This is a genomic window from Allosphingosinicella sp. (genome assembly GCF_036403745.1).
Taxonomy (GTDB): Bacteria; Pseudomonadota; Alphaproteobacteria; order Sphingomonadales; family Sphingomonadaceae; genus Allosphingosinicella.
The window spans coordinates 98,238-121,714 of sequence record NZ_DASWQI010000028.1; the positions used below are offsets into that span (position 1 = coordinate 98,238).

The 23,477-nt window shown below is 68.8% G+C and carries 26 protein-coding genes; 11 read left to right on the forward strand and 15 right to left on the reverse strand.

Annotated features, from left to right (window positions below):
* Positions 1-108: 108 nt before the first annotated feature.
* From VGC56_RS03560 to VGC56_RS03570, 3 genes are read right to left on the reverse strand one after another with little or no spacing between them, the layout of a single operon-like run.
* Positions 109-1,758 carry a M28 family metallopeptidase gene (locus VGC56_RS03560; RefSeq protein ID WP_464123327.1) on the reverse strand — a complete coding sequence of 550 codons (1,650 nt, stop codon included), beginning with the start codon at positions 1,756-1,758 and terminating at the stop codon, positions 109-111.
* A 59-nt stretch (positions 1,759-1,817) separates the two neighbouring features.
* Positions 1,818-3,152, reverse strand: coding sequence for a sensor histidine kinase (locus tag VGC56_RS03565; RefSeq protein WP_464123328.1), 1,335 nt, complete (start codon positions 3,150-3,152; stop codon positions 1,818-1,820).
* A gap of 29 nt (positions 3,153-3,181) precedes the next feature.
* Complete coding sequence (locus tag VGC56_RS03570; RefSeq protein WP_464123381.1) at positions 3,182-3,874, reverse strand: winged helix-turn-helix domain-containing protein; 693 nt, start codon at positions 3,872-3,874, stop codon at positions 3,182-3,184.
* A gap of 318 nt (positions 3,875-4,192) precedes the next feature.
* Between VGC56_RS03570 and VGC56_RS03575 the strand changes: the two genes are divergently transcribed.
* Positions 4,193-4,726 (forward strand): hypothetical protein, encoded by a 534-nt coding sequence (locus VGC56_RS03575; protein ID WP_464123329.1) that lies wholly within the window; start codon positions 4,193-4,195, stop codon positions 4,724-4,726.
* Positions 4,727-4,743: 17 nt separating this feature from the next.
* Here the strand turns inward: VGC56_RS03575 and pgsA are convergent, their stop codons facing one another.
* Positions 4,744-5,307, reverse strand: a complete 564-nt coding sequence (gene pgsA / locus VGC56_RS03580) for a CDP-diacylglycerol--glycerol-3-phosphate 3-phosphatidyltransferase (protein ID WP_464123330.1) — start codon at positions 5,305-5,307, stop codon at positions 4,744-4,746.
* Between the two features lie 138 nt (positions 5,308-5,445).
* Here pgsA and VGC56_RS03585 point away from each other — a divergent pair, with 138 nt between their 5' ends.
* From VGC56_RS03585 to rplL, 6 genes are all read left to right on the forward strand, one after another.
* A complete protein-coding gene (locus tag VGC56_RS03585; RefSeq protein WP_464123331.1) occupies positions 5,446-6,753 on the forward strand; it encodes an MFS transporter in 1,308 nt (435 codons plus the stop codon).
* A 230-nt stretch (positions 6,754-6,983) separates the two neighbouring features.
* Positions 6,984-8,171, forward strand: a complete 1,188-nt coding sequence (locus tag VGC56_RS03590; protein WP_464123332.1) for an ImmA/IrrE family metallo-endopeptidase — start codon at positions 6,984-6,986, stop codon at positions 8,169-8,171.
* Positions 8,171-8,674 (forward strand): DUF4411 family protein, encoded by a 504-nt coding sequence (locus tag VGC56_RS03595; RefSeq protein ID WP_464123333.1) that lies wholly within the window; start codon positions 8,171-8,173, stop codon positions 8,672-8,674. The genes VGC56_RS03590 and VGC56_RS03595 overlap by 1 nt, the downstream gene beginning before the upstream one ends.
* Positions 8,675-8,734: 60 nt before the next feature.
* Positions 8,735-8,887, forward strand: coding sequence for a hypothetical protein (locus VGC56_RS03600; RefSeq protein WP_464123334.1), 153 nt, complete (start codon positions 8,735-8,737; stop codon positions 8,885-8,887).
* A gap of 305 nt (positions 8,888-9,192) precedes the next feature.
* Positions 9,193-9,708 carry a 50S ribosomal protein L10 gene (gene rplJ, locus VGC56_RS03605; protein WP_464123335.1) on the forward strand — a complete coding sequence of 172 codons (516 nt, stop codon included), beginning with the start codon at positions 9,193-9,195 and terminating at the stop codon, positions 9,706-9,708.
* Between the two features lie 52 nt (positions 9,709-9,760).
* Positions 9,761-10,135, forward strand: a complete 375-nt coding sequence (gene rplL, locus VGC56_RS03610; protein ID WP_464123336.1) for a 50S ribosomal protein L7/L12 — start codon at positions 9,761-9,763, stop codon at positions 10,133-10,135.
* An 87-nt stretch (positions 10,136-10,222) separates the two neighbouring features.
* Here rplL and VGC56_RS03615 read toward each other — a convergent pair whose 3' ends face one another.
* The 4 genes from VGC56_RS03615 to VGC56_RS03630 all read right to left on the reverse strand — a co-directional run bounded on the left by VGC56_RS03615 (position 10,223) and on the right by VGC56_RS03630 (position 13,906).
* Entirely contained in the window at positions 10,223-11,401 is a 1,179-nt protein-coding gene (locus VGC56_RS03615; protein ID WP_464123337.1) for an LPXTG cell wall anchor domain-containing protein, read from the reverse strand.
* A 91-nt stretch (positions 11,402-11,492) separates the two neighbouring features.
* Positions 11,493-12,899: a M20/M25/M40 family metallo-hydrolase gene (locus VGC56_RS03620; protein ID WP_464123338.1), complete on the reverse strand. Its 1,407-nt coding sequence runs from the start codon at positions 12,897-12,899 to the stop codon at positions 11,493-11,495.
* Positions 12,900-12,993: 94 nt separating this feature from the next.
* Entirely contained in the window at positions 12,994-13,461 is a 468-nt protein-coding gene (locus tag VGC56_RS03625; protein ID WP_464123339.1) for a Fur family transcriptional regulator, read from the reverse strand.
* Between the two features lie 76 nt (positions 13,462-13,537).
* On the reverse strand, positions 13,538-13,906 hold the full coding sequence (locus tag VGC56_RS03630) for a MerC domain-containing protein (protein ID WP_464123340.1): 369 nt from the start codon (positions 13,904-13,906) through the stop codon (positions 13,538-13,540).
* A 169-nt stretch (positions 13,907-14,075) separates the two neighbouring features.
* On the opposite strand from VGC56_RS03630, the gene VGC56_RS03635 reads away from it, so the two are divergent.
* The 4 genes from VGC56_RS03635 to rpsI all read left to right on the forward strand — a co-directional run bounded on the left by VGC56_RS03635 (position 14,076) and on the right by rpsI (position 16,630).
* Positions 14,076-15,134, forward strand: a complete 1,059-nt coding sequence (locus VGC56_RS03635; RefSeq protein ID WP_464123341.1) for a COX15/CtaA family protein — start codon at positions 14,076-14,078, stop codon at positions 15,132-15,134.
* A complete protein-coding gene (gene cutA, locus VGC56_RS03640; RefSeq protein ID WP_464123342.1) occupies positions 15,131-15,451 on the forward strand; it encodes a divalent-cation tolerance protein CutA in 321 nt (106 codons plus the stop codon). The genes VGC56_RS03635 and cutA overlap by 4 nt, the downstream gene beginning before the upstream one ends.
* Positions 15,452-15,571: 120 nt before the next feature.
* A complete protein-coding gene (gene rplM / locus VGC56_RS03645) occupies positions 15,572-16,051 on the forward strand; it encodes a 50S ribosomal protein L13 (RefSeq protein ID WP_464123343.1) in 480 nt (159 codons plus the stop codon).
* Entirely contained in the window at positions 16,052-16,630 is a 579-nt protein-coding gene (rpsI, locus tag VGC56_RS03650) for a 30S ribosomal protein S9 (RefSeq protein ID WP_464123344.1), read from the forward strand.
* A 219-nt stretch (positions 16,631-16,849) separates the two neighbouring features.
* Here rpsI and VGC56_RS03655 read toward each other — a convergent pair whose 3' ends face one another.
* The 7 genes from VGC56_RS03655 to VGC56_RS03685 all read right to left on the reverse strand — a co-directional run bounded on the left by VGC56_RS03655 (position 16,850) and on the right by VGC56_RS03685 (position 23,388).
* Entirely contained in the window at positions 16,850-17,557 is a 708-nt protein-coding gene (locus tag VGC56_RS03655) for a hypothetical protein (RefSeq protein WP_464123345.1), read from the reverse strand.
* Between the two features lie 78 nt (positions 17,558-17,635).
* The gene (locus tag VGC56_RS03660; RefSeq protein WP_464123346.1) at positions 17,636-18,052 is read right to left on the reverse strand and encodes a DUF1801 domain-containing protein; all 417 of its coding nucleotides are present in this window, start codon (positions 18,050-18,052) and stop codon (positions 17,636-17,638) included.
* 53 nt (positions 18,053-18,105) lie between these two features.
* Positions 18,106-19,923: an SDR family oxidoreductase gene (locus VGC56_RS03665; RefSeq protein ID WP_464123347.1), complete on the reverse strand. Its 1,818-nt coding sequence runs from the start codon at positions 19,921-19,923 to the stop codon at positions 18,106-18,108.
* On the reverse strand, positions 19,920-20,306 hold the full coding sequence (locus tag VGC56_RS03670) for a thiol-disulfide oxidoreductase DCC family protein (RefSeq protein ID WP_464123348.1): 387 nt from the start codon (positions 20,304-20,306) through the stop codon (positions 19,920-19,922). The genes VGC56_RS03665 and VGC56_RS03670 overlap by 4 nt, the downstream gene beginning before the upstream one ends.
* A complete protein-coding gene (locus VGC56_RS03675; protein WP_464123349.1) occupies positions 20,303-21,004 on the reverse strand; it encodes a DUF4166 domain-containing protein in 702 nt (233 codons plus the stop codon). Before VGC56_RS03675 ends, VGC56_RS03670 begins: the two co-directional genes overlap by 4 nt.
* 58 nt (positions 21,005-21,062) lie before the next feature.
* Positions 21,063-21,644 (reverse strand): GbsR/MarR family transcriptional regulator, encoded by a 582-nt coding sequence (locus VGC56_RS03680; RefSeq protein ID WP_464123351.1) that lies wholly within the window; start codon positions 21,642-21,644, stop codon positions 21,063-21,065.
* A 454-nt stretch (positions 21,645-22,098) separates the two neighbouring features.
* Positions 22,099-23,388 carry an adenylosuccinate synthase gene (locus VGC56_RS03685; RefSeq protein ID WP_464123352.1) on the reverse strand — a complete coding sequence of 430 codons (1,290 nt, stop codon included), beginning with the start codon at positions 23,386-23,388 and terminating at the stop codon, positions 22,099-22,101.
* Between the last annotated feature and the right edge of the window lie 89 nt (positions 23,389-23,477).

The window sequence follows — 23,477 nt, forward strand, 5'->3', positions numbered from 1 at the left end:
CCCGGAGGGTGGTGGAGGGGTACTCACCCCCGCAGCGTGCGACAAAGACCCCTCCACCACCTTCGGTGGTCCCCCTCCCCATCCTGCGGATGGGGAGGCATAAGTCCCTTACTTCCGCGCCGTCGCCGTCGCGTCGCGTGCCGCGCGGAATTCGGAGTCGGCGCTCCAGTTCGGCCATTCGCGCGAATTGGCGAGGCGGGTGCCGAGCGCGTGGAGCATATTGAGGTCCTGGGCCATGCCGGTGAGGTCCCAGTCGGCGCTCCATTCGTCGGCGGGCTGGTGATAGCGCTGCTCCGTATAGGCGCGGGCGAGCGCTTCGCCGCGCTCGGTTCCGCCCTTCACCAGGTCGTTGCCGCTCTCGAAGGAAATGGCCGGCACGCCGCGCTTGGCCATCGGGAAATGGTCCGAGCGGTAGAAGCCGCCCGCCTCCGGATGCGCTTCGGGCATGAAGGCGCGCCCGCGGCTGCGGCCCTCGGCGATGAGATCGTCGAGGAGGCCGAGCCGGGCGGCGCCGGAGATCGAGAAGTTGCGCGCCGGGCCGGCGACGCCGATCGCGTCGGTGTTGATCATGCCGACCGTCTTCGCGAGCGGATAGAGCGGGTTGGCGGCATAATATTCGGAGCCGAGCAGACCCTTTTCCTCGGCCGTGACGGCGAGGAAGACGATCGAGCGGTCGGGGCGCGGGCCGCTGGCGAAGGCGCGGCCCATCTCGAGCAGGGAGGCGACGCCGGTCGCGTTGTCGACCGCGCCGTTGTAGATGGTGTCGCCGCGCGCATCCGGCCGGCCGACGCCGAGATGGTCCCAGTGCGCCGAGTAGATCAGGGTCTCGTCCGGGTGGTGCACGCCGACGACGCGGCCGACGACGTTGTGTGAGGTGATGACCTTCGCATCGACCGCATAGTCCGCGCTGAACCGCGCCTTCAGCGGCACCGGGCGAAAGTCGCGGCTCTGCGCCTGCTTCTTCAGCGCCTCGAAATCGAGGCCGGAGGCGCGAAACAGGTCGACGGCGACACTGCGCTGGATCCACCCTTCCATCGGCGTGTGCGCGCTCGCCGGGTTGGCGCGGACGATGTCGAACTGGGTGTTGGTGTTGGAATTCTTGACCGTGTTCCAGCCGTAGGAGGCCGGGCCGGTCTCGTGGATGACGAGGACACCGGCCGCGCCCTGCCGCGCGCCTTCCTCATATTTGTAGGTCCAGCGGCCGTAATAGGTCATCGCCTTGCCGCCGAAATCGCCCTGACCCGTCTCGTAATCCGGGTCGTTGACGAGGACGACCAGGATCTTGCCGTGGAGATCGACGCCCTTGAAATCGTCCCAGTTCCGCTCCGGCGCCTTGACGCCGTAGCCGACGAAGACGAGCGGCGCGTTGGCGATGGAGACGTGGTGAGCTCCCGTCATCGCGGCGCGGACGGCGATCTGGTCGCCCTGCGCTAGGGGCCGCGACTGGCCGTCGGTCTCGAACGAGAGGCGCGGCGTCCCCTCGATCGCGGCACGAAGCAGCGGCACGTCCTGCGTCCAGCCGCGCTTGCCGCCCGCGACGCTGCCGCCGGGCTGCAGCCCCGCCGCTTTCATCTGGTCCACGATATAAGCGATCGTTTTGGTCTCACCTGCCGTGGCGGGGCCGCGGCCTTCGAAGGCGTCGGAGGCGAGCACCTTCACATGGTTCGACAGGCGCTGCGGGTCGAAGGACGCGGGCGGCGCGGCGACGGCCGCGGCGAAGGGCAGCAGGAAAAGTCCAGCGGAAACAATGGTTTTCATGAAGAACTCCGAACGAAAGGCGGGGCTGCCTTAGGAGGTTGAGAGGCGCCCGGAAAGACTCATCGCGTGGCGTCGGGCCGCAGGACCAGGGTCGCGCGTAGGCCGGGGCAATTGTCGTCGAGCTGCAGCGCGCCTTCGTGAAGGTGCGCGACCGCTTCGGCGAGGGCGAGGCCGAGGCCCGCGCCCGCACGGGAGCGCGAGGAATCGAGCCGGCCGAACCGGCGGCGCGCCTCGTCCCGGTCTTCGGGAGGGATGCCCGGTCCTTTGTCGGCGACGCCCACTTCCACCCGCCCGTGCCGCTCCCGCGCGAAGAGCAGGATCTCGCCGCCCGAAGCGCCGTAGGCGAGCGCATTGTCGACGAGGTTGCTCAGCGCCTGGGCGAGAAGCTGGCGGTGCCCGAGGAGCCCCAGCCGCGGCGCCCCAGCCTCGACGCGCAGGGAGACGCCGGCATCCTCGGCGAGCGGCTCGTACATCTCGGCCAACTCCGCGACGAGGCCGGCGGCGTCGAGGGGCGCGAACTGGTTGCGGCTGGCCATCGCCTCGGACCGGCCGATCTCGAGCACCGTGCCGAGGATGCGCATCAGCGAGTCCGCCTCCTGGATGACCCCGGCGAGCAAGGTCTCGCGCTCCTCCCGCGGGGCGCGCAACGCCGCGTCGACGCGAGCGCGCAGCCGGCCGACGGGCGACCGCAAATCGTGGGCGAGCGCGTCCGTCACCATGCGGAGCTCGCCCATGAGGGTGCCGATGCGGTCCAGCATGTGGTTGATGCGGCCGCCGAGCGCATCGAAGGCGTCGCCGTTCCCGGCGATCGGCACGCGCTGGTCGAGGTCTCCGCCCGTCACCCGGTCCGCCACCTCGGCGATCGCCTCGACGCGGCGGCCGACATAGCGGGCGATGAGGATGCCGCAGAGCAGGCCGAGCAGCACCGACAGGATGCTGGCGATGAGGATCGAGCGTTCGAGCGTGCGCTGGAGCGACGCCCGCGCGCCGTAGCCGCGGCCCGAGACGAGCCAGTCGCCATTGTCGAGCGGGCGCAGCAGATAGCCGGCGTCAAGCGGCACGCGATGGCTGCGCACGCGCACCAGGCCGGTGCGGTAGCCTGGCGCGATCGGCTGGGACGGATCGACCAGCGCCTCGACGTTGCCGCTTCGGCCGCGGCCCTGCCCGTCGAGGGTCGCGGCGAAATATTCGGGGTCGTTGGCGCCGAGCGTGTCGCCGATGGCGCGGCGCAGCGCCGGCCGGCCTGCCGAGAGGTAGACGTCGTTGAGGACGGCGGCTTCTTCGGTGACGTGGCGGCGCAGCGCCCCGGCTTCGTCATGGCCGGTCCGCCAGTAGATGAAGCCCATGACCGTGAGGCAGGCGGTAAAGGCGAGCAGGGCCGACAGCAAAGCCACGCGCACCGTGATCGGGATGCGCGAGAGGATCAGCCCGATGCCTCCAGCTTGTAGCCGGCGCCGCGGACGGTATGGAGGATCGGCCGCTCGAAGCCCTCTTCCAGCTTGCGCCGGAGGCGGCTGATGTGGACGTCAATGACGTTGGTGCCGGGATCGAAATGATAGTCCCAGACCTGCTCGAGCAGCATCGTGCGGGTCACCACCCGGCCTTCGTTGCGGGCGAGATATTCCAGCAGCCGATACTCGCGCGGCTTTAGGTCGATCTTCCGCCCTGCCCGTTTCACCGAGCGCGCTAAGGGCTCGATCTCAAGATCCCCGACAGTGATCCTGAGATCCGCCGCCCCGCCGCCCCTGCCCTCCCCGCGCCGCAGGAGCGCGTTCACGCGGGCTTGGAGTTCGCCGTAGGAGAAGGGTTTGACGAGATAATCGTCGGAGCCGCTCTCGAGTCCCTCGATCCGATCGCCGACGGAGGCGAGCGCCGACAAGATCAACACGGGAGTCGACACGCCCGCGGCGCGAATCGCGCGCAAGGCGGCGAGACCGTCCATGCCGGGCAGCATGCGATCGAGGATGATGAGATCGAAGCTGCCGTCGGAGGCGAGGAACAGGCCGTCGCGGCCGTCCGCGACATGCTCGACGCTATGCCCTTCCTCGACCAGCCCGCGCACTAGATAGACGGCGGTCTCGCGGTCATCTTCGACGAGGAGAATCCTGCGGCCCATCTCGGCTCCCTCGCCGGCGGCGTCGGCCGGCCCGTCCGCACGGTGCGGCCTGGGGGCGCGGGAGGCAAGCCGGTCGATCATCGCCCTCCCAAAAAAGCCGCCCGGCGACAGGGGAGGCGCCGGGCGGAGTGGCAAAGGAGGTTCAGCATCAATCATCGGGACGAAGCAAATGGGCCTCGTCCCCGACTTCCTAGACCGCCCGCCCTGCCGCGAAGGTGGCGGCGGGATTACAGGTTGGTCATGATGGATGATCGGGGGCGCTGCAAAGGCGGGAAAAGGCGGTAAAACCTGCACGACTGGTCGGCGACGGGAGGCGGGATGATCTCATTGACGGCGCTGCTCCTCGCGGGAGCTTCGGCGGAGCGGCCCGCACATCCGCTTTCATTCTATGTCGACAGATTAGGGACGACCGAAGCCACCTCCCAGCTCGAGCCGATCGATGCGTTCGGTTGCACCGCCATTCCCAGCCTCGTGGAGCAGCTCCGCATCGTTACGCCCGGCCATTATCCGGCTGCCCGCCAGCCGGAGCGCGTTCTGCGCGCGATCTTCCTCATCGCCGCGCTGCGCACCATCACCGCCCGGGACTTTTACGGGGACATGCCCCGCCGCGCGCTGAGGGGCTACGACGCGGCCGGACGGCAGTTCCTGACGGACGACGCGCCGAAGGGGCGTGCCAAGTTCTTCGGCTGGTGGCCGTCCCGCGGGACCTTCTACGTGGCGCCCGAACGTGCCCAAACGCAGATCATCGCCGCATGGCGTGCCTATGCGCGGTCCGGCGCCTGCCGCCATTCCTCCTGGCTGGGAAGCAAGCAATCTGGCTTTTACCTCGGCGGAAATCCTGGGCGGCACTAAGCCTAGCTGCGCCTGGCTCAGTCCATGTGGCGGAGGCCGGTGCGAAGATAGTCCCAGCCGGTGATCATGGTGAGGGCGGCGGCGGCCCACAGGCTGGCGAGGCCGACGAGGTGGATCCACGGCCATTGCGGCACCGCCTCGCCGAGGATGAGGGCGCCCAAAGCGACGAGTTGGAGCGTCGTCTTCCACTTGGCCAGCGCGCTGACGGGCACCGAGATCTGGAGGCCGGCGAGGAATTCGCGGAGGCCCGAGACGGCGATCTCGCGGATGAGGATGACGAGGGCGGGAACGATGTGGAGGCCGTGGATGACCGGATCGGTATGGGCGCGGGTCGAGGCGAGCATCATGATGACGGCGGCGACCATGATCTTGTCGGCGATCGGATCGAGGAAGATGCCGAGCCGGGAGACGGCGCCGCGGGCGCGGGCGACATAGCCGTCGAAATAATCGGTGATGCCGACGAGGCAGTAGAGCGCGAAGGTCAGCGCATATTCGATGGGGTCCGGCCGCCACAGCAAAGCGACGAGAAGGGGCACCGCGACGATCCGCGACAGAGTGAGGATGTTGGGCAGCGTCAGCATGCGGGCCGGGCCCCCTTAGCGCGCGAAACGTCCCGTGGGGAGAGGGGGCGCCCGCGCAAGCGTCTTTGACCGGCCGGGATAAGCGGGTATGACCCCGGCCCGATGCTTCCGCGCCACCGCCCAGCCGACTTCTGAGCCTTGCAGGACACGCTCCACCTGCTCCGCAAGCGGCGGTTCCTGCCGTTGTTCGTCACCCAGTTCCTGGGGGCGTTCAACGACAATCTGTTCCGCACGGCGATGATCTTCCTGGTCATCTACGGCATCTACCGCTCGGAAGCGCAGGAGGCGACGTTCAGCGCCATCGCCGGCGGCCTGTTCATCACCCCCTTCTTCCTGCTGTCGGCTCTGTCCGGCCAGCTGGCCGACGCGATGGACAAGGCGCGGATCATCCGCTGGGTGAAGACGTCGGAATTCGTCATCATGCTGTTCGGCGGCGCCGGGCTCCTCCTCCACAACGTGCCGTTGCTGCTGGTCGCGCTGACTGCGATGGGGGTCCATTCGACCTTTCTCGGCCCCATTAAATACGCGATCCTGCCGCAGCATCTCGACGAGGACGAAGTGCTGGGCGGCACCGGGCTGGTCGAGGCCGGGACCAATATCGGCATTCTCGGCGGGACCATCGCCGGCGGCCTGCTCGTGTTCCAGCTTCCCGACGGCAGCTGGGACGGGAAGTGGGCGGCGCTCGCCGCGCTCTGCGTCGCCGCCTTCGGCCGCTGGATCGGCGGGATGGTGCCGCCGGCCTGCCCCGCCCCCGACGCGCCGGTCGCCAAGATGGACTGGCATATCGTCCGCTCGTCGATCGCATTGGTCAACGCGACGATGCACATTCCGCGGCTGTTCCTGGCGATCCTGTCGATCAGCTTCTTCTGGGCGATCGGCGCCATTCTCGCGGCGCAATTCCCGCCGCTGGTGAAGAACGTGCTGGGCGCGAACCAGGAGGTGGGGACGCTGTTCCTCGCCGTCTTCTCGATCGGCGTCGCCACCGGATCGGTGCTGATCAACCGGCTCCTGAAGGGCCGCGTGCTGGCGCTCTATGCACCGGGCGCGGCAATCGCGATGGGGCTGTTCGTCTCCCACCTCTACTGGAACGTCCACAGTTGGCCGGCGCCGGGCGGCACGCTCCTCGACCTCTCCCAGTTCCTCGACACCCGGCTCGGCAAATGGGTGGTGTTCGACCTGTTCGGCGTCGCCGTTTCGGGCGGCATGTTCGTCGTCCCGCTCTACGCCTTCCTCACCACCACCGTCCCGAAATCCGAGACCGCGCGGACGGTGGCGGCGAACAACATCGTCAATTCGGGTGCGATGGTGCTGTCGGCTATCATCCTCACCGGCCTCATCCACCTCGGCGTCTCGGTGGCCGAGACGCTGCTGATGGTCTCGGTCGCCAGCCTCGGCGCCGCCTGGCTCGGCTGGCGCCTCCACCTCGCCTGCGACCCGCACAGTTGATTTCGCCGCAGCGGCCGTGGCTATCCGCCCGCGCGCGAGGAGTTTGAGGCGAAGAGGCGTCAAGCGATGTGCGAACTAGCGCGAGAGGCCGACGAGGTGGGGGTCGGGTATCAAACTAAACGATTGCCCTCGGGGCCCACGTGATTCCCGTTTGCCACGCTACCGAAACAATCGCTCACGCAATCACGCGGCCGATTCCCCGCTAAGCTTTTTTGCGATAGGCTGCAGCTATGAACGCCGAAGTCTCCCCTCGTCTTCCATACAACGGAGAGATTCTACGCTGGGCTCGGCTTTGGCGGGGTAGGACAGTCGAGGAGGTTGCGCAGCGGCTTCAAACGAAGCCGGAGAATATCCTTGCATGGGAACACGAAGACGGAGCGCCGACCGTACGACAGGCGCGGATGCTGGCCGATTTCTATGAGAGGAGCTTCCTCGAGTTCTTTCTGTCGGCGCCGCCCAAGCTGAGAGAGTCGGATCTTGTCCCTGATTACAGGCTGCATCGTGATGCAGAGCAACCGAGCGACCGGGAACTCTGGCATATTCAACGTTGGGCAGAGGCGAAGCGGCTCAACGTAATCGACCTCTACGCGATGCTCGGCGAGGAGCCATCAGTTTTCCCGGCAAGACTGGCAGCGACAGTGGAGAGCAATCCGGAACGCCTCGCGGAGGAGGTGAGGAAAGAAGCGCATTTCACGATCCGGCAGCAGTTCGCCCTGAAGGGCAACAGCAAGGCACTTCTTCCGTCGCTGATCCGATCCGCATTCGAGCGCCTCGGTGTCCTTGTGCTACGTCGGACCGACCTCGGTAATTACGGCGTCCGCGGGATCAGTATCGCTGAGTTTCCGGTGCCAACCATCGTTTACGGTAATGAGGCGGCTGCGGGTCAGGCGTTCACGCTCGCGCATGAGTTCGGACACATTCTGCTCAAACAAAGCGCGATTAGCGGACCGCCGTCAGCCAGAGAAACCGATACGAAGGCAAAAGCTGTGGAACGCTGGTGCGATCGGTTCGCGGCGGCCTTCCTCATTCCAGCGTCGGCCATCGCAGAACGATGGGCTAAACCGAATTCGCCGATGCCAAAAATCGGCGACGACTCGCTCGCGAGTCTCGCAAGCGCGTTTCGCGTCAGCCGCCACGCGATGCTGATCCGCCTCGTCGATCTGGGGTATGTGGAGGCGGACTATTATTGGAACGTCATGCGGCATCGGTTTCTGGCTGAGGAAGCGCAGTATCGGGGACGAGGAGGCATTCCGCCATATTACGGCACCCGCTATCTCAACAGCCACGGCAACCTGTACACCGGCCTCGTTCTCGAGGCGTGGGACCGAGAAGCAATTACAAATGACCGAGCGGCCCGATTCCTGGACATCAAGAATCTGGCCCATCTGGACGACATCCGGCGCGAGTTTCGGACCTGATGCCGAAGTACTGCCTCGATATGTCCGGCCTGAGCAATCCAGCGCAGCACATGCCGCAGGACATTCATGCGAGCCTATGGAGGCAGGTGGAGGCGCTTATAGCCGCGGGCACCTTCGCCACAACCGCCGAGGTATACGAGGAGTTGACCCACATCCCGCCGCCAGTCGGCGAGTGCATCGCTGCCAATGAGGCGGCGCTGGTATTCGAGGTTGGCAATGATAGCTGGGATTGGAATCGGTACATCGGCCACACGAATAGGATGCAGGCCGAATACGAATCGTTCATCTCTGAGCGAAACCGAAATCGCGAACACACGATCAATCTCAACGATCTGTCGGTAATAGCGCTAGCAAAGACCCTGTCTCTTCCGGTGATAAGCATGGAAGCGCGGAAGGGCTCTCTAGCCGAAAAGCGGCGCGCGATTCCGGACATTTGCGATGCCGAGAAGGTCCAACACATGACGTTCAGCGACCTACTGCGCGCAGAAGGAATCGTTCTCTGACGCTGACTTGCCGGATCCCCACGACCGTCACGTTCTGGCAGCGGCGATACACAGTTCGAATTGTCGCCGGCGGCGGTCATCACGACGGTGAAGCGATGCCGGGAGAGGCTTCAGAACCCTCCAAAGACAGCCGGGGATTATCTTGCGACGTTGGCAGCCCAGTCCCTCCCGAAGACGGTGGTTGAGCTAACACCGTATGGCGGCGTCATCTAATCTGAGCCACCACCCTGCGACCCGCATAGTTGATTTCGCCGCGGCGTCCCCGTATAGGCGCCGCTCGCCCGAGTGAGGTCTCCTCTCTCGGGTCCGTCCGAGACAGCTGGTGGGGCTCGCCCCTTAATCGTCCAGCCTAGACGGGGAAGAGTTTTCACCGGGCCTGCGTTCGACGCGGCACCCGGGTCTGCCTGACCAGTCGGGCCGTCAACCACTCCCCCGCGGACTTTTCGCCGGCAGCGCGGCCTCGCGCCCTGCTGCCTGTTCAAGCCCGGCCGCGAGGCCGGGCCGTTTGGAGTGAAAGCATGGATCGAGCTCAGAAGACCGAGCAGGTGGCCCAGCTCAAGCAGACGTTCGAGGAGACGGCCGTCGTCGTCGTGACCCGCAATCTGGGCATGACCGTCGCACAGTCGACCAACCTTCGGAACCGCATGCGCGACGCCGGTGCCAGCTACAAGGTCGCCAAGAATACGCTCACCCTGATTGCGCTCGAGGGCACCACCTACGCCCCGATCAGCGACCTGCTGACCGGGCCGACCGCGCTTGCGACGTCCACCGATCCGGTGGCCGCTGCCAAGGTCGCAGTCGATTTCGCCAAGACGACCGATCGTTTCGAGATCGTCGGCGGCGCGATGGGTGACACCGTCCTCGACGTGGCGGGCGTGCGCGCGCTGGCCGAGCTCCCGTCTCTCGATGAACTGCGTGCGACGATCATCGGCCTCATTCAGGCCCCTGCATCGAAGATCGCGCGGACCATCAACGAGCCGGGCGCAATGCTGGCCCGTGTCATCGGCGCCTATGCGGCCAAAGAAGACGCGTAACCTTCAGGTTTGACAGACACTTACGGGCCACCGGCCCATCAGGAGACTTAACATGGCAGACATCAATTCCCTCGTCGACCAGCTCAGCGAGCTGACCGTTCTCGAAGCCGCCGACCTTGCCAAGGCGCTCGAGGAGAAGTGGGGCGTTTCGGCCGCGGCTGCGGTCGCGGCTCCCGCCGGCGGCGGCGCCGCTGCGGCTCCGGCCGAGGAAGAGAAGACCGAGTTCGACGTCATCCTCGTCAACGACGGCGGCAAGAAGATCAACGTGATCAAGGAAGTTCGCGCCATCACCCAGCTCGGCCTCGGCGAAGCCAAGGCGCTGGTCGAAGGTGCGCCCAAGGCCGTCAAGGAAGGCATCAACAAGGCCGAAGCCGAGGAGCTCAAGAAGCGCCTCGAGGAAGCCGGCGCGACCGTCGAGCTCAAGTAAGCGGCTTCGGGTTCGCCGCGAGGCGGGCCCGGGACGAAAAGAGAGGGGCGGCTCCCACGCGGGAGCCGCCCCTTTTTGTTGTCAGCCTCAGTCGAGCGCCTGCGCGACGACGCCTTCGTGGAGACCCGAGGGATGCTCGGTGTCGAAGTGGGCGAGCTCTTCTCCGTCCGGCACGCCGACGGCGAAGCGGGCGGTGGCGTGGGCTTCGGAGCCGTCGGCGAGGACGTAGCGAGCGTCGGCGACGACGACCGGCAGCACCGAGTCGCCGTCGATCTCCGAGGTCGGCAGGGCGACCTGGGCCTGGAGCGTGCGGGCCTCGCCGGCGTCGATGTCGACAGGCGGCGTGTTGGCGCCGTCGCGGTTGGCGATCAGCGACCGCTCCGCTTCGCTCGAACCGGCGGCCAGCATCCAGGTGGTGACGCGGACGCCGCGCGCCGGGCCGGAGCCGCGATTGTCGACGGTCAGCTCGAATTCGACCCGGGCGTCGTCGCCGGCGACCCCGGCGCGGAAGGGACGCATCATCAGCGCGAGGTCCGGATCGCCCACCGGCTCGGGGGCCGCGACCGGCGCGACGGCGGCGACCGGCACCACCGCGACGGGCTCCGGTTCCGGCGCCGCCTCATAAGCGGGGGCATAGGTCTCCTCATAGACATCCTCGCGGCTGCGGCGGCGGCGGCGAGCGAAGAGCAAGGCCGCGGCGGCGATCAGCAGCGCGCCGAGCAGGAACCAGGGCCAGGTCGCGGTGCGCTGGTCGAGGTTGGGCTGCTGCTGCTTGGTCGGCGGCGGCGTCACCGTGTCGACGCCGGTCGACGGGGCGGCGGGGATGGTTTCCGGCGCGGTGGTCGAAGGGACGGTGGTGGTCGGCGGGGTGATCGCCACCGTGGGCGTGGTGGTGGTCGTGGTGGTGCTCGCCGGGGGAGCCGCCGGGGTGGCGACGGGGGCCGGAGCGCGGAGCACCGGCGCCGGACGCGGCGCGGCACGCGGCGCCGGGCGGGCCGTGCGGACGGGAGCCGCGCGCGGCGCCGGTGCGGCGGCGCGGGGCGCCGGGGCGGCGGCGGTCGGGGCGGCCTGGACTGAAGCGGGCGCGGGCGTCGCGGCGACGGGCGCCGGGGGCGCCTCGACCGTCGGCGGCGGCGTCGGCTCGGGCTGCGCGGCGGGCGGCTGGGCGGGGGGCTGCGCCTCCTGCGCGGCGAGCGGGGTCAGGGGGAGCGCGGCGGCTGCGAGCAGCAGAGCGGCGCGGGCGAAGCGGGGGCTGGCCTGTTTCATGTCAGGGGAGGAACGACCTCGCCCCACCCCCGGCTCCGCCCCGCCGCCGAGCCGTTGCCTGGGTGCGGCGAAGCGAGGAGCCGGCGGCGCCTCAGTTGTCGGCGTAGAGCTTCACGAGGCGGTACATGTAGCGGCGGCCGTCGAGGAGCGACTTGACCCCCATCCGCTCGTTGAGGCCGTGGGCGTGGCTGCCCTCGGCGTCCGAGAAGAAGCCGGAGAGGCCGTAGGTGGGGATGCCGGCCGGCGTCAGGAACGAGGCGTCGGTGGCGCCCGCCGACATGACCGGCACGAACGGTACGCCCGGCCACATCTCCTGGGCGACCTGGCGGGCCGGGCCGACGACGCGGTCGGTGAGCGGCGGCGGGGCGGAGACCTTGCTGCGGGTTTCGAGGGCACTGATCTTCACTTGCGGATCGGCGACGACCTGCTCGAGCGCCCGGCGGACCTGTTCGACGCTGGTGCCGGGGAAGATGCGGCAATTGACGTTGGCGCGCGCCCGCTGCGGCAGCGCGTTGGTGGCGTGCCCGCCCTCCAGCATCGTCGCGACACAGGTGGTGTGGAGGATGCCGTTCCAGCTCGGATTGGTGTCGGCCATGACCCGGGCGGCGGCGAGATCGTTGGGATTGGCGGCGAAGGCGGCCATCGCCTGGCCGGCCGGGCCGTCCGTCAGCTTCGCCATCGCCGCGAAATAGCCGCGGGTGGCGGCGTTCGCCTCGATCGGGAAGTCGTAGGCGCGCACCTTGAGGAGCGCGTCGGACAGGCGGTAGATCGCATTCTCCCGCACCGGCCGGGCGCTGTGGCCGCCGGGGTTGGTGACTTCGAACCGGTAGTTTTGCGGGAATTTCTCACCGGCCTGGATGTTGAGGATGATGGGCTTGCCGCTGCGGTCGAGGAGGCCGCCGGCGCCTTCGTTCAGCGCGAACTCCGCATCGATCAGCTGGCGCTCGTTGGCGGCGAGATATTCGGCGCCGTTGAAGGCCCCCGCCGTCTCCTCGCCGCAGGTCAGCGCCATCTTGATCGTGCGATTCGGGCGATAGCCCTCGCGCTTCATGCGCGCGAGCGTGTCGACCCACACCGCCGCCTGCGCCTTGTCGTCCGACGAGCCGCGCGCGAAGAAGAAGCCGTTCTCCTCGACGAGCGTGAAGGGATCACGCTCCCAGTCGGCGCGGTTGGCCTCGACGACGTCGATATGGGCGAGGAGCAGGACCGCCTTGGCGGCCGGATCGCGGCCGGGCAGCACGGCGACGAGGCTCCCCTCCTTCGGATGGCCGGGCGCGACGATGAGGTGGAGATCGCCCGCGGGGAAGCCCGCGGCCTTGAGACGCGCCGCCATCCGCTCGGCGGCGAGCGTGCAGCTGCCGGCGGAGAGGGTGGTGTTGGTCTCGACCAGCTCCTTGTAGGTGGCGCGGAAGGCGGCCTCGCCGTCGGCCGGCTGCGCGGCGGCGGCGGTGCTGGAGAGGAGGGCGGCGAGGCTGAGGCTGAGGGTGCGGAAGGACATGCGCGGGCTGGCTCCGGGAACTGGGACGGCGCGCACTCTTTCCGGCTGCGGCGCACTTGTCCAGAGCGAGAAGAGGCACGCTTCGAGAGCCGCCTCAGGCGGTCTTGCAATCCTCGCAGGTGCCGCGGACTTCGATGACGGGGCGCAGCGCCGAGAAGCCCTTTTGCTTGGCGGCTTCGCGGACGCCGCCGGCGAGGCTGTCGTCGTCGATATGGGTGGTCTGGCCGCAGCGGTCGCAGATCAGGAAGATGCAGTCGTGCAGGCAATCGGGATGGTCGTTGGCGACATAGGCGTTGGCGCTTTCGACGCGGCGGGCGAGGTTGGCGCCGACGAACAGGTCGAGGATGCGGTAGACGCTGTTGGCGGCGACGCGGCGGCCCTGCGTCTGCGAGACTTTCTCGGCGATATCGTAGGCGGAGGCGGGGCGGTCGAAGCTCGCCAGCGCTTCGAACACGGCGCTGCGCATCTGCGTCCACTGCTCGCCCGAGCGCTCCATCGTGTCGCGCGCGGCGGAGACCAGGGACGGGCCCTCGTGGCTCTCATGGTGATGGTGATGCGCCATGGTGGCAAAGTAGGAGTTCGCAGGCCCCTCGGCAAGCGGCGCCGTGTTAGGCCGCTATGACACCGGTTTCAGGAGGTCAGGAGCGGGCGCGGCGGTTGAGGTCGTGGCCCAATGCGAGGATCGAGACGCCGAGGACGGTGTAGACGGTGCCGAGGCCGCCTTCGGGGAGCTGGAGCGACCCGGCCATGACACCGAGGCCGAGGCCGCCGACGGCCGAGGGCATCATGAAGCCGTGGTCGAGAATGCCGCGGCCGAGCGCGACAATGCCGAGCGCGATCGCGAACATCAGCCCGACTTCGTGGATCATGGGGTGGAGCAGGAGCCCGCCGGCCGAGGCGAGGACGGCGACGAAGATCGCGCTCGCCACGCAATGGACGAGGCACAGGCCCGACAGGCCGATCGCCAGCCGGTCGACGGCGCCGTTCCTGATGTCGTCGAACAACATGTCCAGCCGTGACTCCTCGCCCGCCCTTTATAGGTGCGGAGCCGCGGCGATACAACATTACATGTTAGAAAGAGTTGCAATGGTTTTTTCGCTGCGGGCGCTGGGCTCGCCTGTTCGGAGAGGGGCGCCTGCCATTGGCAAAAGCGGCGCCGTCCGCCATAGGCGCGCCATGGCCACATCGACCGCCGCGCCCGCTTCGGCGGCGCCGTCCAGCGCCCGTCCGCGCGCCCTCTCGCTCTGGCTGTTCGTCATCGCCGCGATGGTATTGGCGATGGTGGTGGTCGGCGGGATCACCCGGCTCACCGAATCCGGCCTGTCGATCGCGCGCTGGGAGCCGATATCGGGCACCCTGCCGCCGCTCGGCGAGGCGCAGTGGCAGGCCGAGTTCGCCGCCTACAAGGCGACGCCGCAATATCTGCGGGTCAATTCCGGCATGAACCTCGGCGAGTTCAAGAACATCTTCTTCTGGGAATATGTCCACCGGCTGCTCGGGCGGCTGATCGGCCTGGTCTTCGCGCTGCCCCTTTTGTGGTTCGCGTGGAAGCGGGCGATCCCGCGCGGCTATGGCTGGAAGCTGGTCGGCATCCTTGCTCTGGGCGGGCTTCAGGGGGCGATCGGCTGGTGGATGGTCGCCTCGGGCCTGGTCGACCGGCCGGAGGTCAGCCACATCCGCCTCGCCATCCACCTGCTGACGGCGCTCACCATCTTCTCCGCCTGCCTGTGGGTCGGGCTCGACCTACGCGCGCTCGGTGAGGATGCGACGGCGCGGCCGGCGCGGATGCCGACGGTGGGGATCTGGGCGCTGTCGCTGCTCGTGCTGCAGTTGATGTTCGGCGCCTATGTCGCGGGCCTCGACGCCGGCTTCGCCTTCAACAGCTGGCCCAGGATGGGCGACGAATGGTTCCCCTCCGAGGCGCCGATGATCACGCCGTGGCTCAGGAACCTCGTCGACAATCCGATCATGGTGCAGTTCATCCACCGCTGGCTCGCCTGGGGCGTCGCCGCGGGCGCGGCGGCGCTGGCGTTCGAGGCGTTCCGGCGCGAGCGCAATATCTGGGGCGCGGCGGTGATCGTCGCGGTGGCGCTGCAGATCTCGCTCGGCATCGCCACCCTGGTCGCGGGCGTGCCGATCCCGCTCGCCGCGACCCACCAGGGCATGGCGGTGATCCTGCTCGGCACCATCCTCGCCGCCTCGCACGCGCTGGGGCGGCGTCCGGCGACCGTGTGACCGACATCGTCACCGTCTACACGACCTTCGCCGACGCGGAGGAGGCGGCGCGGATCGGCCGCATCCTGGTCGAGGAACGCCTCGCCGCCTGCGCCAACATCCTCGGCCCCTGCCGCTCGATCTACCGGTGGGAGGGCAAGATCGAGGACGCGCAGGAAGTCGCAGCTTTGTTCAAGACGCGCATCGACATGGCCGACGCTCTCATCGCCCGGCTTGCGGAGCTGCACAGCTACGAAGTGCCGGCGGCGGTGGTCTGGCCGATCGAAAACGCCCTTCCCGCTTATGCCGATTGGGTGCGGGCGGAGATCTCAAGGTAAAATAATACCCCTCGCGAAACCCCCGCATTTGCTTGACTTCTGCGGCCCCTCCTGCCATTTCGCCGGCCAAGCGCCGCCCTCCAGCAGGGCGGCGCGTTCCGTTTCGAAAGGTCCGCAGCCATGAAGGCGCTGATGAAGACCACCAAGTCGGCGAAGCCCGCCGAGGTGGAGAAGAAATGGCATCTGATCGATGCCGACGGGCTGGTGGTCGGGCGTCTCGCGTCGATCGTCGCCAATATCCTGCGCGGCAAGCATAAGCCGAGCTTCACCCCGCACGTCGATTGCGGCGACCATGTCGTCATCATCAACGCGGACAAGGTGCGCTTCACCGGCAAGAAGCTGCAGGACAAGGTCTATTGGCGCCACACCGGCTATGCCGGCGGCATCAAGGGCGTGACCGCGGGCAAGGTGCTCGAGGGCCGCTTCCCCGAGCGCGTGCTCGAAAAGGCGGTCGAGCGGATGATCCCGCGCGGGCCGCTGGGCCGCGACCAGATGCGCGCCCTGCACCTCTACAACGGCACCGAGCACCCGCACGGCGGCCAGGATCCTCAGCCTCTCGACGTCGCGGGCATGAACCGCAAGAACAAGGTGGGTGCGTAAATGACCGACAACCGCCAGTCCCTTTCCGATCTCGCCGCGCTGACCGGCCAGGCCACCGCCAACCCGGCGCCGGCCGATGCCGATACCGCCGCTGCCGCCGGCACCGACGCCGGTGAAGCCGCCGCCGAGGCCCCTGCAATTCCCGAGCGCACCGGCCCCGAGGCCGTGCTTCGCGAGCAGCAGCTCGACAAGCAGGGCCGCGCCTATGCGACCGGCCGCCGCAAGGACGCCGTCGCCCGCGTGTGGCTGAAGCCCGGCACCGGCCAGATCGTCGTCAACGGCCGCGACCAGACGGTCTATTTCGCCCGCCCGACCCTGCGTCTGATCATCAACCAGGTGTTCGACGTCACCGAGCGCCGCGGCCAGTATGACGTGATCGCCACCGTCAAGGGCGGCGGCCTCTCCGGCCAGGCCGGCGCGGTCCGCCACGGCATTTCGACGGCGCTGACCCGCTACGAGCCGGGCCTCAGGACCGCGGTGAAGCGCGAAGGCTTCCTCACCCGCGACCCACGCGTCGTCGAGCGCAAGAAGTACGGCCGCGCCAAGGCCCGCCGCAGCTTCCAGTTCTCGAAGCGGTAAGCGCAGCGCCGCCGAGGGCCGCGACGCCGACGCGAAGCGTCGCCGGAGCAGCCCGCAGAGACGGCGTGCGCCGGACGGCCTGCGCGAAGCGACAGGACCGACGTCACGCGGATCCAGTCCGCGTGACTGCAGCGTCAGAAGAAAGAGAGGGCGGTCCGGCGACGGGCCGCCTTCTTTGCGCCTGTCGCGGCGTCGACGCCGATCGAACGGCCGCGCTGCTCAGCGCGCGGAAAGCGAGACGAGCTCGCCTTTGGCACCCGCCGCAGGTTTCAGCACGATCTGCGTGACGTGGGCCCGATGCAGGTCCGACAGCAAAGCAATCGCCTGCTGCCAGGGAGCAGCATCGTCGATCTCGACAAAGACCCACGGCACCGGGTTCATCTGCTGCGTCAGCTCGGAATATTGGCGCAGTATCGCCGAGCTGATTGGAATGCCGTTCCAGCCCAGCTTCCCGTTCGAACCGAAGGTGAGCCGATTGTGCACCTCCTTCATGGGAGCGTGAAGCTGGGGCAAGTCGTCCTGTCGAATGTCGAAGACCATCGGATCGGCCCAGGCATCGACGCCGGCATGCGGACGAGCGATGCGCAACCGAATGTAACCGGCCCGCATCAGCGTTTCGATGCTGGTGCGGACGCAGCGATAGGGGACGGTGTCATCGAATTGCAGGTTCGGCACGGGCACGTCCTGCTCGGTGAGAATGGCCGGTCCGCCGACCCGGTCGATGGCGCGCTTGAGATCGGCCACGGCGCGGTCGAGCAGCTGTTCATCGTCCAAGCTGCCGGTGTCCCAGCGATAGGTACAGCCGCCGCCCGACGCCGCGGCGGCGCTGACGATCGGGCCGAGCGGATGCGGCGCCGGCGCGGCGCGCGCCGCAGGCGGCGCCAGCGCGGCGATGGCGAGCGCGAGTGGCACGACAGGAATCTTCATTTCCGCTTCCCCACGATGTGCACCAGCATAGCGCTGCATAATCGGGCGGAACAGCGGCGGGACCGGCCAGGCCCTTTCCTATGACGGGTGGCGCTCGCGCGATTCCGCATAAGCACGGCCGACGAGTGCCTCGAGCATATCCGGATCGGCATCGGCAAGCGTCTTCAAATAGAGGCAGCCCTTGCCGGTCTTGTGCTTGCCGAGGCGGCCGAACAGGTCTTCGAAGCCGCCGGCGCCGAGGCCGAGATAGAGGACGAGCTCCTTGGCCCGCACGGCGAAGCCGACCAGCATCCAGTCGCCTTCACGGCCGCTTTCGTAGCGGTAATGGCAGCGGCCGAAGCCGACGATCCTGCCCCACATCACCGGCGCCTCGGCCGTTACCCGCGCCATGAGCGCGCCGAGTGCGCGCGCATCGGCGCGCCGCGCCGGATCGGCGACGGTCTCGAGGAAGGCTTCGAAGCCCTCCCCCGTCTCCCGAGTCTTGTTCTCAGCCATCGTCCCTCCCGCGGCAAACCTAGCGTCGCGCCCGCGTTTCGCCAGCGGCAAGGTCAGCCGTGAGGCGGCACCAGCCAGCCGCGATAGTGCACCACCGGCCCCACCAGCGGCAGCGCCGCCGCTACGTCGAAGAAGAAGCGCCCCTCCTCCTCCCGCTCCGTCGCGACAATCCGCGGTGCGAGGACGCGGGGGAGAGGGATGCCGAACAGGCTCCAGCCGGCGGGGCGCATGTCGAGGCCACCCCGGTGCGGCAGGAGATCGAAGGCGAGTCGGACGGGGCCGAAGCGCTCGGTGACGCCGCCGGGGCGAAAGCTCAGTTCGCTCTTCATGATGTGGCCACCGTAATCGCGCGTCCAGGCTTCGGTGCCGCCTCGCGCAGCAAAGGCGACGTGGAGGGGCCAGCGTCCCTCCGGCGGAAACCCCATCAGGCGCGCGAGGAGTCGCACGACCTGCCCCCGCCCGCGTGTGACGACCGCCTCACCGGAAGCGCCGGAATCAGCGCAGACATCGTGGAGGCCGCGCACCGCCGGCGGGAGGGCCTCGAAGGCGGCGCCCATGGCGCGGGCGTAGAGGTGCGGCGGCAGGTCGCGCTCGACGGTCTCGTGGCGGACGGCGAGGTTTGCGAACAGCGGCTCGAAGCGGTCGAGGGTGAGGAGGCCGGCGGCGCTCTGGGCGCCCGGCGGGATGTGGCCGGCGAGGATGTCGGCGGCGAGGAGCTGGGCGGCGAGGGTGGGAATGTGAAGGCCTTCGCCTTTCTCAGCGACGATGGTCCAGCGGCGTTCGAGGCGGCGGGCCCCTGCCCTGCCCTGCACCACGACGTGCATCGCGGAGCGGGCGCCGCCGAGCCCGAGGGTGGCGTGGTAGAGGCGCAGCAGGAGCGGGGCGAGCGGGCGGAGCGATCCCAGCCAGCCCCACCGCACGGGCCAGCTCGCCAGCCACAGGCTCAGCATCTGGAACCGGAGCTCGGTGCCGGCGCGGAAGGTGACGGCGGGGCGGCCAGGGAGGAGATCGGGGAGAAGCTCCAGGTCCGGCACGTCGGCGATGGCGACGAGGCGGCCCTTGAGGCCGCCGCCGCCGCTGAGGGCGAAGTCGACGCGGCGCAGCTCCTGCCAGCCATGGGCCGTTGCCCAGCGCTGGCCGCGCCACAGCCGTACCGAACGGCCGACGTAGGAAAGGATCGCCTCCACCACCGAGGCGCCGCCGCTGGCGCGGTTGGAGGCGCTGAGCGCGCCCTCGACGGTCTCGACCCGGTCCATGCCCGCAGCGAGGACGCGGACGACGGCGCCGGTGAGGGCGGGGAGGCTCGAGGCGCCGGAGACGACCGGCACGCCGCCGGCTTTCGCGCGAGCGTCGAGGGCGACGATGCCGCAGACGAAGTCCCGCCCGTCGGCGAGATCGAGGTACGGGATGCCGGCGGCGATGCAGGCCTCGGGAATTGCATAGTGGCTCCCCTGAAAGGGACCGGCTCCGTCGATGACCAGGTCGGGGCGGGTGGCGGCGAGGACGGCGGCGATGTCGCCGTTGCGGTCGAGGACGATGGGTTCGGCGGCCCCTGTGCCTCCCTGCCGCGCAACGGTGGGGAGGGGGACCACACGAAGTGTGGTGGAGGGGTGACAGGTCGAGGCGCCGGCGGTTCGCGCGCGAACCATCGGCTCGTGGGGCGGGTTACCCCTCCACCAGCTTCGCTGGTCCCCCTCCCCATCCTGGCGGATGGGGAGGCAAGATGCCCGGCCACGTAGCTCCGCGCAGAAGGCCTCGGCTTTGTCGCGGCTGCGGCCGCCGACGAGGATGTGGTGCCCGTCGGCCGCCAGTCTCTCGCTGAGGCGAGCGCCGAAGCCGCCATAGCCGCCGATGACGAGGATACGCTTCACAGCAATCGGTCGCGATATTCGGGCGCGGGGAGCCAGCAGGTCTCCCGGCGGCCGAAGAGGCGGTAGCGGTTGCGGGCGACCGAGCGGTACACGGCGTCGCGCAAGCCGCAGGGGACGACGCGCATCACGCTTGCGACGGACCAGGGCGCGCCGAGGCCGCGGGCGATGGCGAGGACGGCGTCGCTGTCGCGGAACAGGCGGTCCCCGTCGACGACGAGCATCGTCTCGGGATCGTCAGGGTCGAGATCGAAGCGGCGATAAAGGGCGCCGCCGGCCTCGCTCGGTACCGAGGCGAGGCGGAAGCGGCGGGCGCGGTCGTGCTTCAGGATGAAGCTGGCATTGGCCGAGCAGAGCGGACAGAGGGCGTCGAAGACGACGATCACGGAGCGTCCTCCGGCCCCCCGTCCTCCGGCGCCTTGCGCTCCTGGAACAAGGCGGTCTGGCGGAGGAGGCGGCCGAGCAGGGGGTGCTCGAGCAGCAGGACGAAGGCGAACCAGCCGCCGCCGCAATCGATATGGCTGACCCGCATCCGCCCCGGCGCGAGCCAGCGCGGGAGGCGGAGGCGGAGCGCGCCCAACTTCAGGAAATAATGGTCGCTGAGGAAGTGGAGCGCCTCGTTCGCCACCTCGGCGCGGAGGGCGATGCCGACGCCGCGGCCGATATATTCCTCGAGCCCGGTCGGACCGGCGAAGCGCTTGGCGCTGTGGATGGCCTGCGGGAAGCCGCGGCGGCGGCCGTAGATGCGGGTCCAGATCTGGCCGCCGCTTAGCTCGTCCTCGGTGACGCTGACCGCGGCGGGGACGAAGGCGTCGCGGCTCAAGGGCAGCGGGGCGCCGACGAGGCGGCAGGCCTGGGCGAGGAGCCAGCCGCAGCGGCTCATCCGGCATTCGACGATCTCGCCGGCGTAGAGGATGGTCCGGCCGCCGGCGACGCGCTTGCTGAAGCGGGCGCGGACCGCCGCCGGGAGCTGGGCCCAGGCCTCGTCCCCGACGAGGCGGCGGAAGCGGAGATCGCCGATGTTGGCGAAGTTGCCGCGCAACGGGAATGGGACCACTTTGCGATCGGCGCGCCCCGCTTCCATCCTTGCCTCCTCTTCGCCTCTTTCTTCTGAACGTACGGAAGGAAGAGACCAAAAAAACTCAATGCTCCGTGGGCTCCCTGGCCTTTCCGGCGCGGCCGAAGCTCAGCAGGTTGACGACGGGGGCGCCCATGCGGATCAGCGCCATGATCTTGGGCGCCGGCACGCCGAGCATCTGGTCGTACCAGCGGCTCAAGGTGCCGACGAACTCCTCCATCTCGGCGAGCCGCTTCTTCGCGACCGGGCTGACCCGCGCATCGCCCTCCGCCTCGGCGCGGCAGGCGCGCAGGGCGGCCGCGGCGGGGTCGATCTCGCGCTCCTTGCGGCCCTGGGCGATGCGCGTGACCATCTCCCACAAATCCGTCTCGGCCTCGAAATGATCGCGCCGGTCGCCCAGCACGGGCACGCGGCGGACCAGCTTCCAGCCGCCCAATTCCTTCAGGCTGTTGGAAACGTTGGAGCGCGCCATGCCCAGCGTCTCGGCAATCTCCTCGGCGGTCAGCGGCCGCTCCGAGAGATAGAGCAAGGCGTGAATCTGCCCGACCGAGCGGTTGACCCCCCATTGCCCGCCCATGTCCCCCCAATGGAGGATGAAGCGCTCGACCGCCGCGGGAAGCTTCGACTCGACGGTGATTTCTGTCATGACAGAAATATCTGCCCGTTGCGCCGATGTGTCAAGCATCAATGCGTAAGGCGCGGCGGCCGTAGCCTTCTGCCTCCCTGCCGCGAAGCGGTGGGGAGGGGGACCACCGAAGGTGGTGGAGGGGTAAAGGTCGCGGGCTTCCGCCGTTGCCTGCTTGATCCGCGGAATCGGGGGCAGTTACCCCTCCACCAGCTTCGCCCGCGGCTGCTGCGCAGCCGGTTCCGGCTCTCGGCAGTCCCCCGGACTGCCGACCCGCCGACACCCCCTCCCCATCTGCCGATGGGGAGGCAGAAAGAAGCAGCTCCGCCACGTGCCGGTCATCACTGCCCTGAAAGACGGTGACGCGGATATTAAGCCGTTCTGGTGAGACCGTCTTGAGGCCCCACCGGCTCAAGCGGGCGCGGCGGCCGTCGCTCGATCCCCACGAGCCGGGCGGCGGTCGCCACCCGCCCCTTCAGTTCGCGAAGGGATCTCGGACGAGGATGGTGTCCTCGCGCTCGGGGCTGGTCGAGACCAAAGCGACCGGGCAGCGGATCAGCTCTTCCACCCTCCGGATGTACTTGATAGCCTGGGCGGGGAGCTGGGCCCAGCTGCGGGCGCCGGCGGTGGATTCCTGCCAGCCGGGCATCGATTCGTAGACCGGCTCGACGGCGGCCTGGTCGGCGGCGTGGGCGGGGAAATGGTCGAGGTGGCGCGTCCCCAAACGGTAGCCGGTGCAGATGCGGATCTCGTCCATCCCGTCGAGCACGTCGACTTTGGTCAGCGCGACGCCGGTGACGCCGGCGACGGCGCAGGACTGGCGCACCAGCACCGCGTCGAACCAGCCGCAGCGGCGTTTGCGGCCGGTGACGGTGCCGAATTCGCGGCCGCGTTCGCCGAGGCGCTGGCCGATCGCGTCGTCCAATTCGGTCGGGAACGGGCCGGAGCCGACCCGGGTGGTGTAGGCCTTGGCGATGCCGAGGACGAAGCCGACCGCGCCCGGGCCGATGCCGGTGCCGGCGGCGGCGGTGCCGGCGACGGTGTTGGACGAGGTGACGAACGGATAGGTGCCGTGGTCGACGTCGAGCAGCACGCCCTGCGCGCCTTCGAAGAGGATGCGGTCGCCGCGCGCCCGCGCCTCGTTGAGCGTGATCCAGACCGGCCGCGCGAAGGGCAGGACGAAATCGGCGATTTCGCCCAATTGGCGCTCGAGCTCCTCGCGGTCGACCGGCGGCTCGCCGAAGCCGGCGCGCAGCGCGTCGTGGTGGGCGCAGAGCCGGTCGAGCTGGGGGCCGAGGTCGCCGAGATGGGCGAGATCGCAGACGCGGATGGCGCGGCGGCCGACCTTGTCCTCATAGGCCGGGCCGATGCCGCGGCGGGTGGTGCCGATCTTGCCCTTGCCGGACGCGTCTTCCCTGAGGGCGTCGAGGTCGCGGTGAATGGGGAGGATGAGCGGGCAGGTGTCGGCGATCTGGAGGTTGTCCGGATGGATCGACACGCCCTGCGCGGCGAGCTTGCCGACCTCGTCGCGGAAGGCCCAGGGATCGAGGACGACGCCGTTGCCGATGACGGAGAGCGTACCGCGGACGATGCCGGAGGGGAGCAGCGACAGCTTGTAGGTCTGGTCGCCGACGACGAGGGTATGGCCGGCATTGTGGCCGCCCTGAAAGCGCGCGACGACGTCGGCGCGGCTGGCCAGCCAGTCGACGATCTTGCCCTTGCCCTCGTCGCCCCATTGGGCGCCGATCACCGTAACGTTGGCCACGCCGGCCCTTTCCCTAGCTGAGACGGCGCGGCTCTAGGGGGTGGCGGGGCTGAGGTCCAGACTTGCCTCCCCGCCGCGAAGCGGTGGGG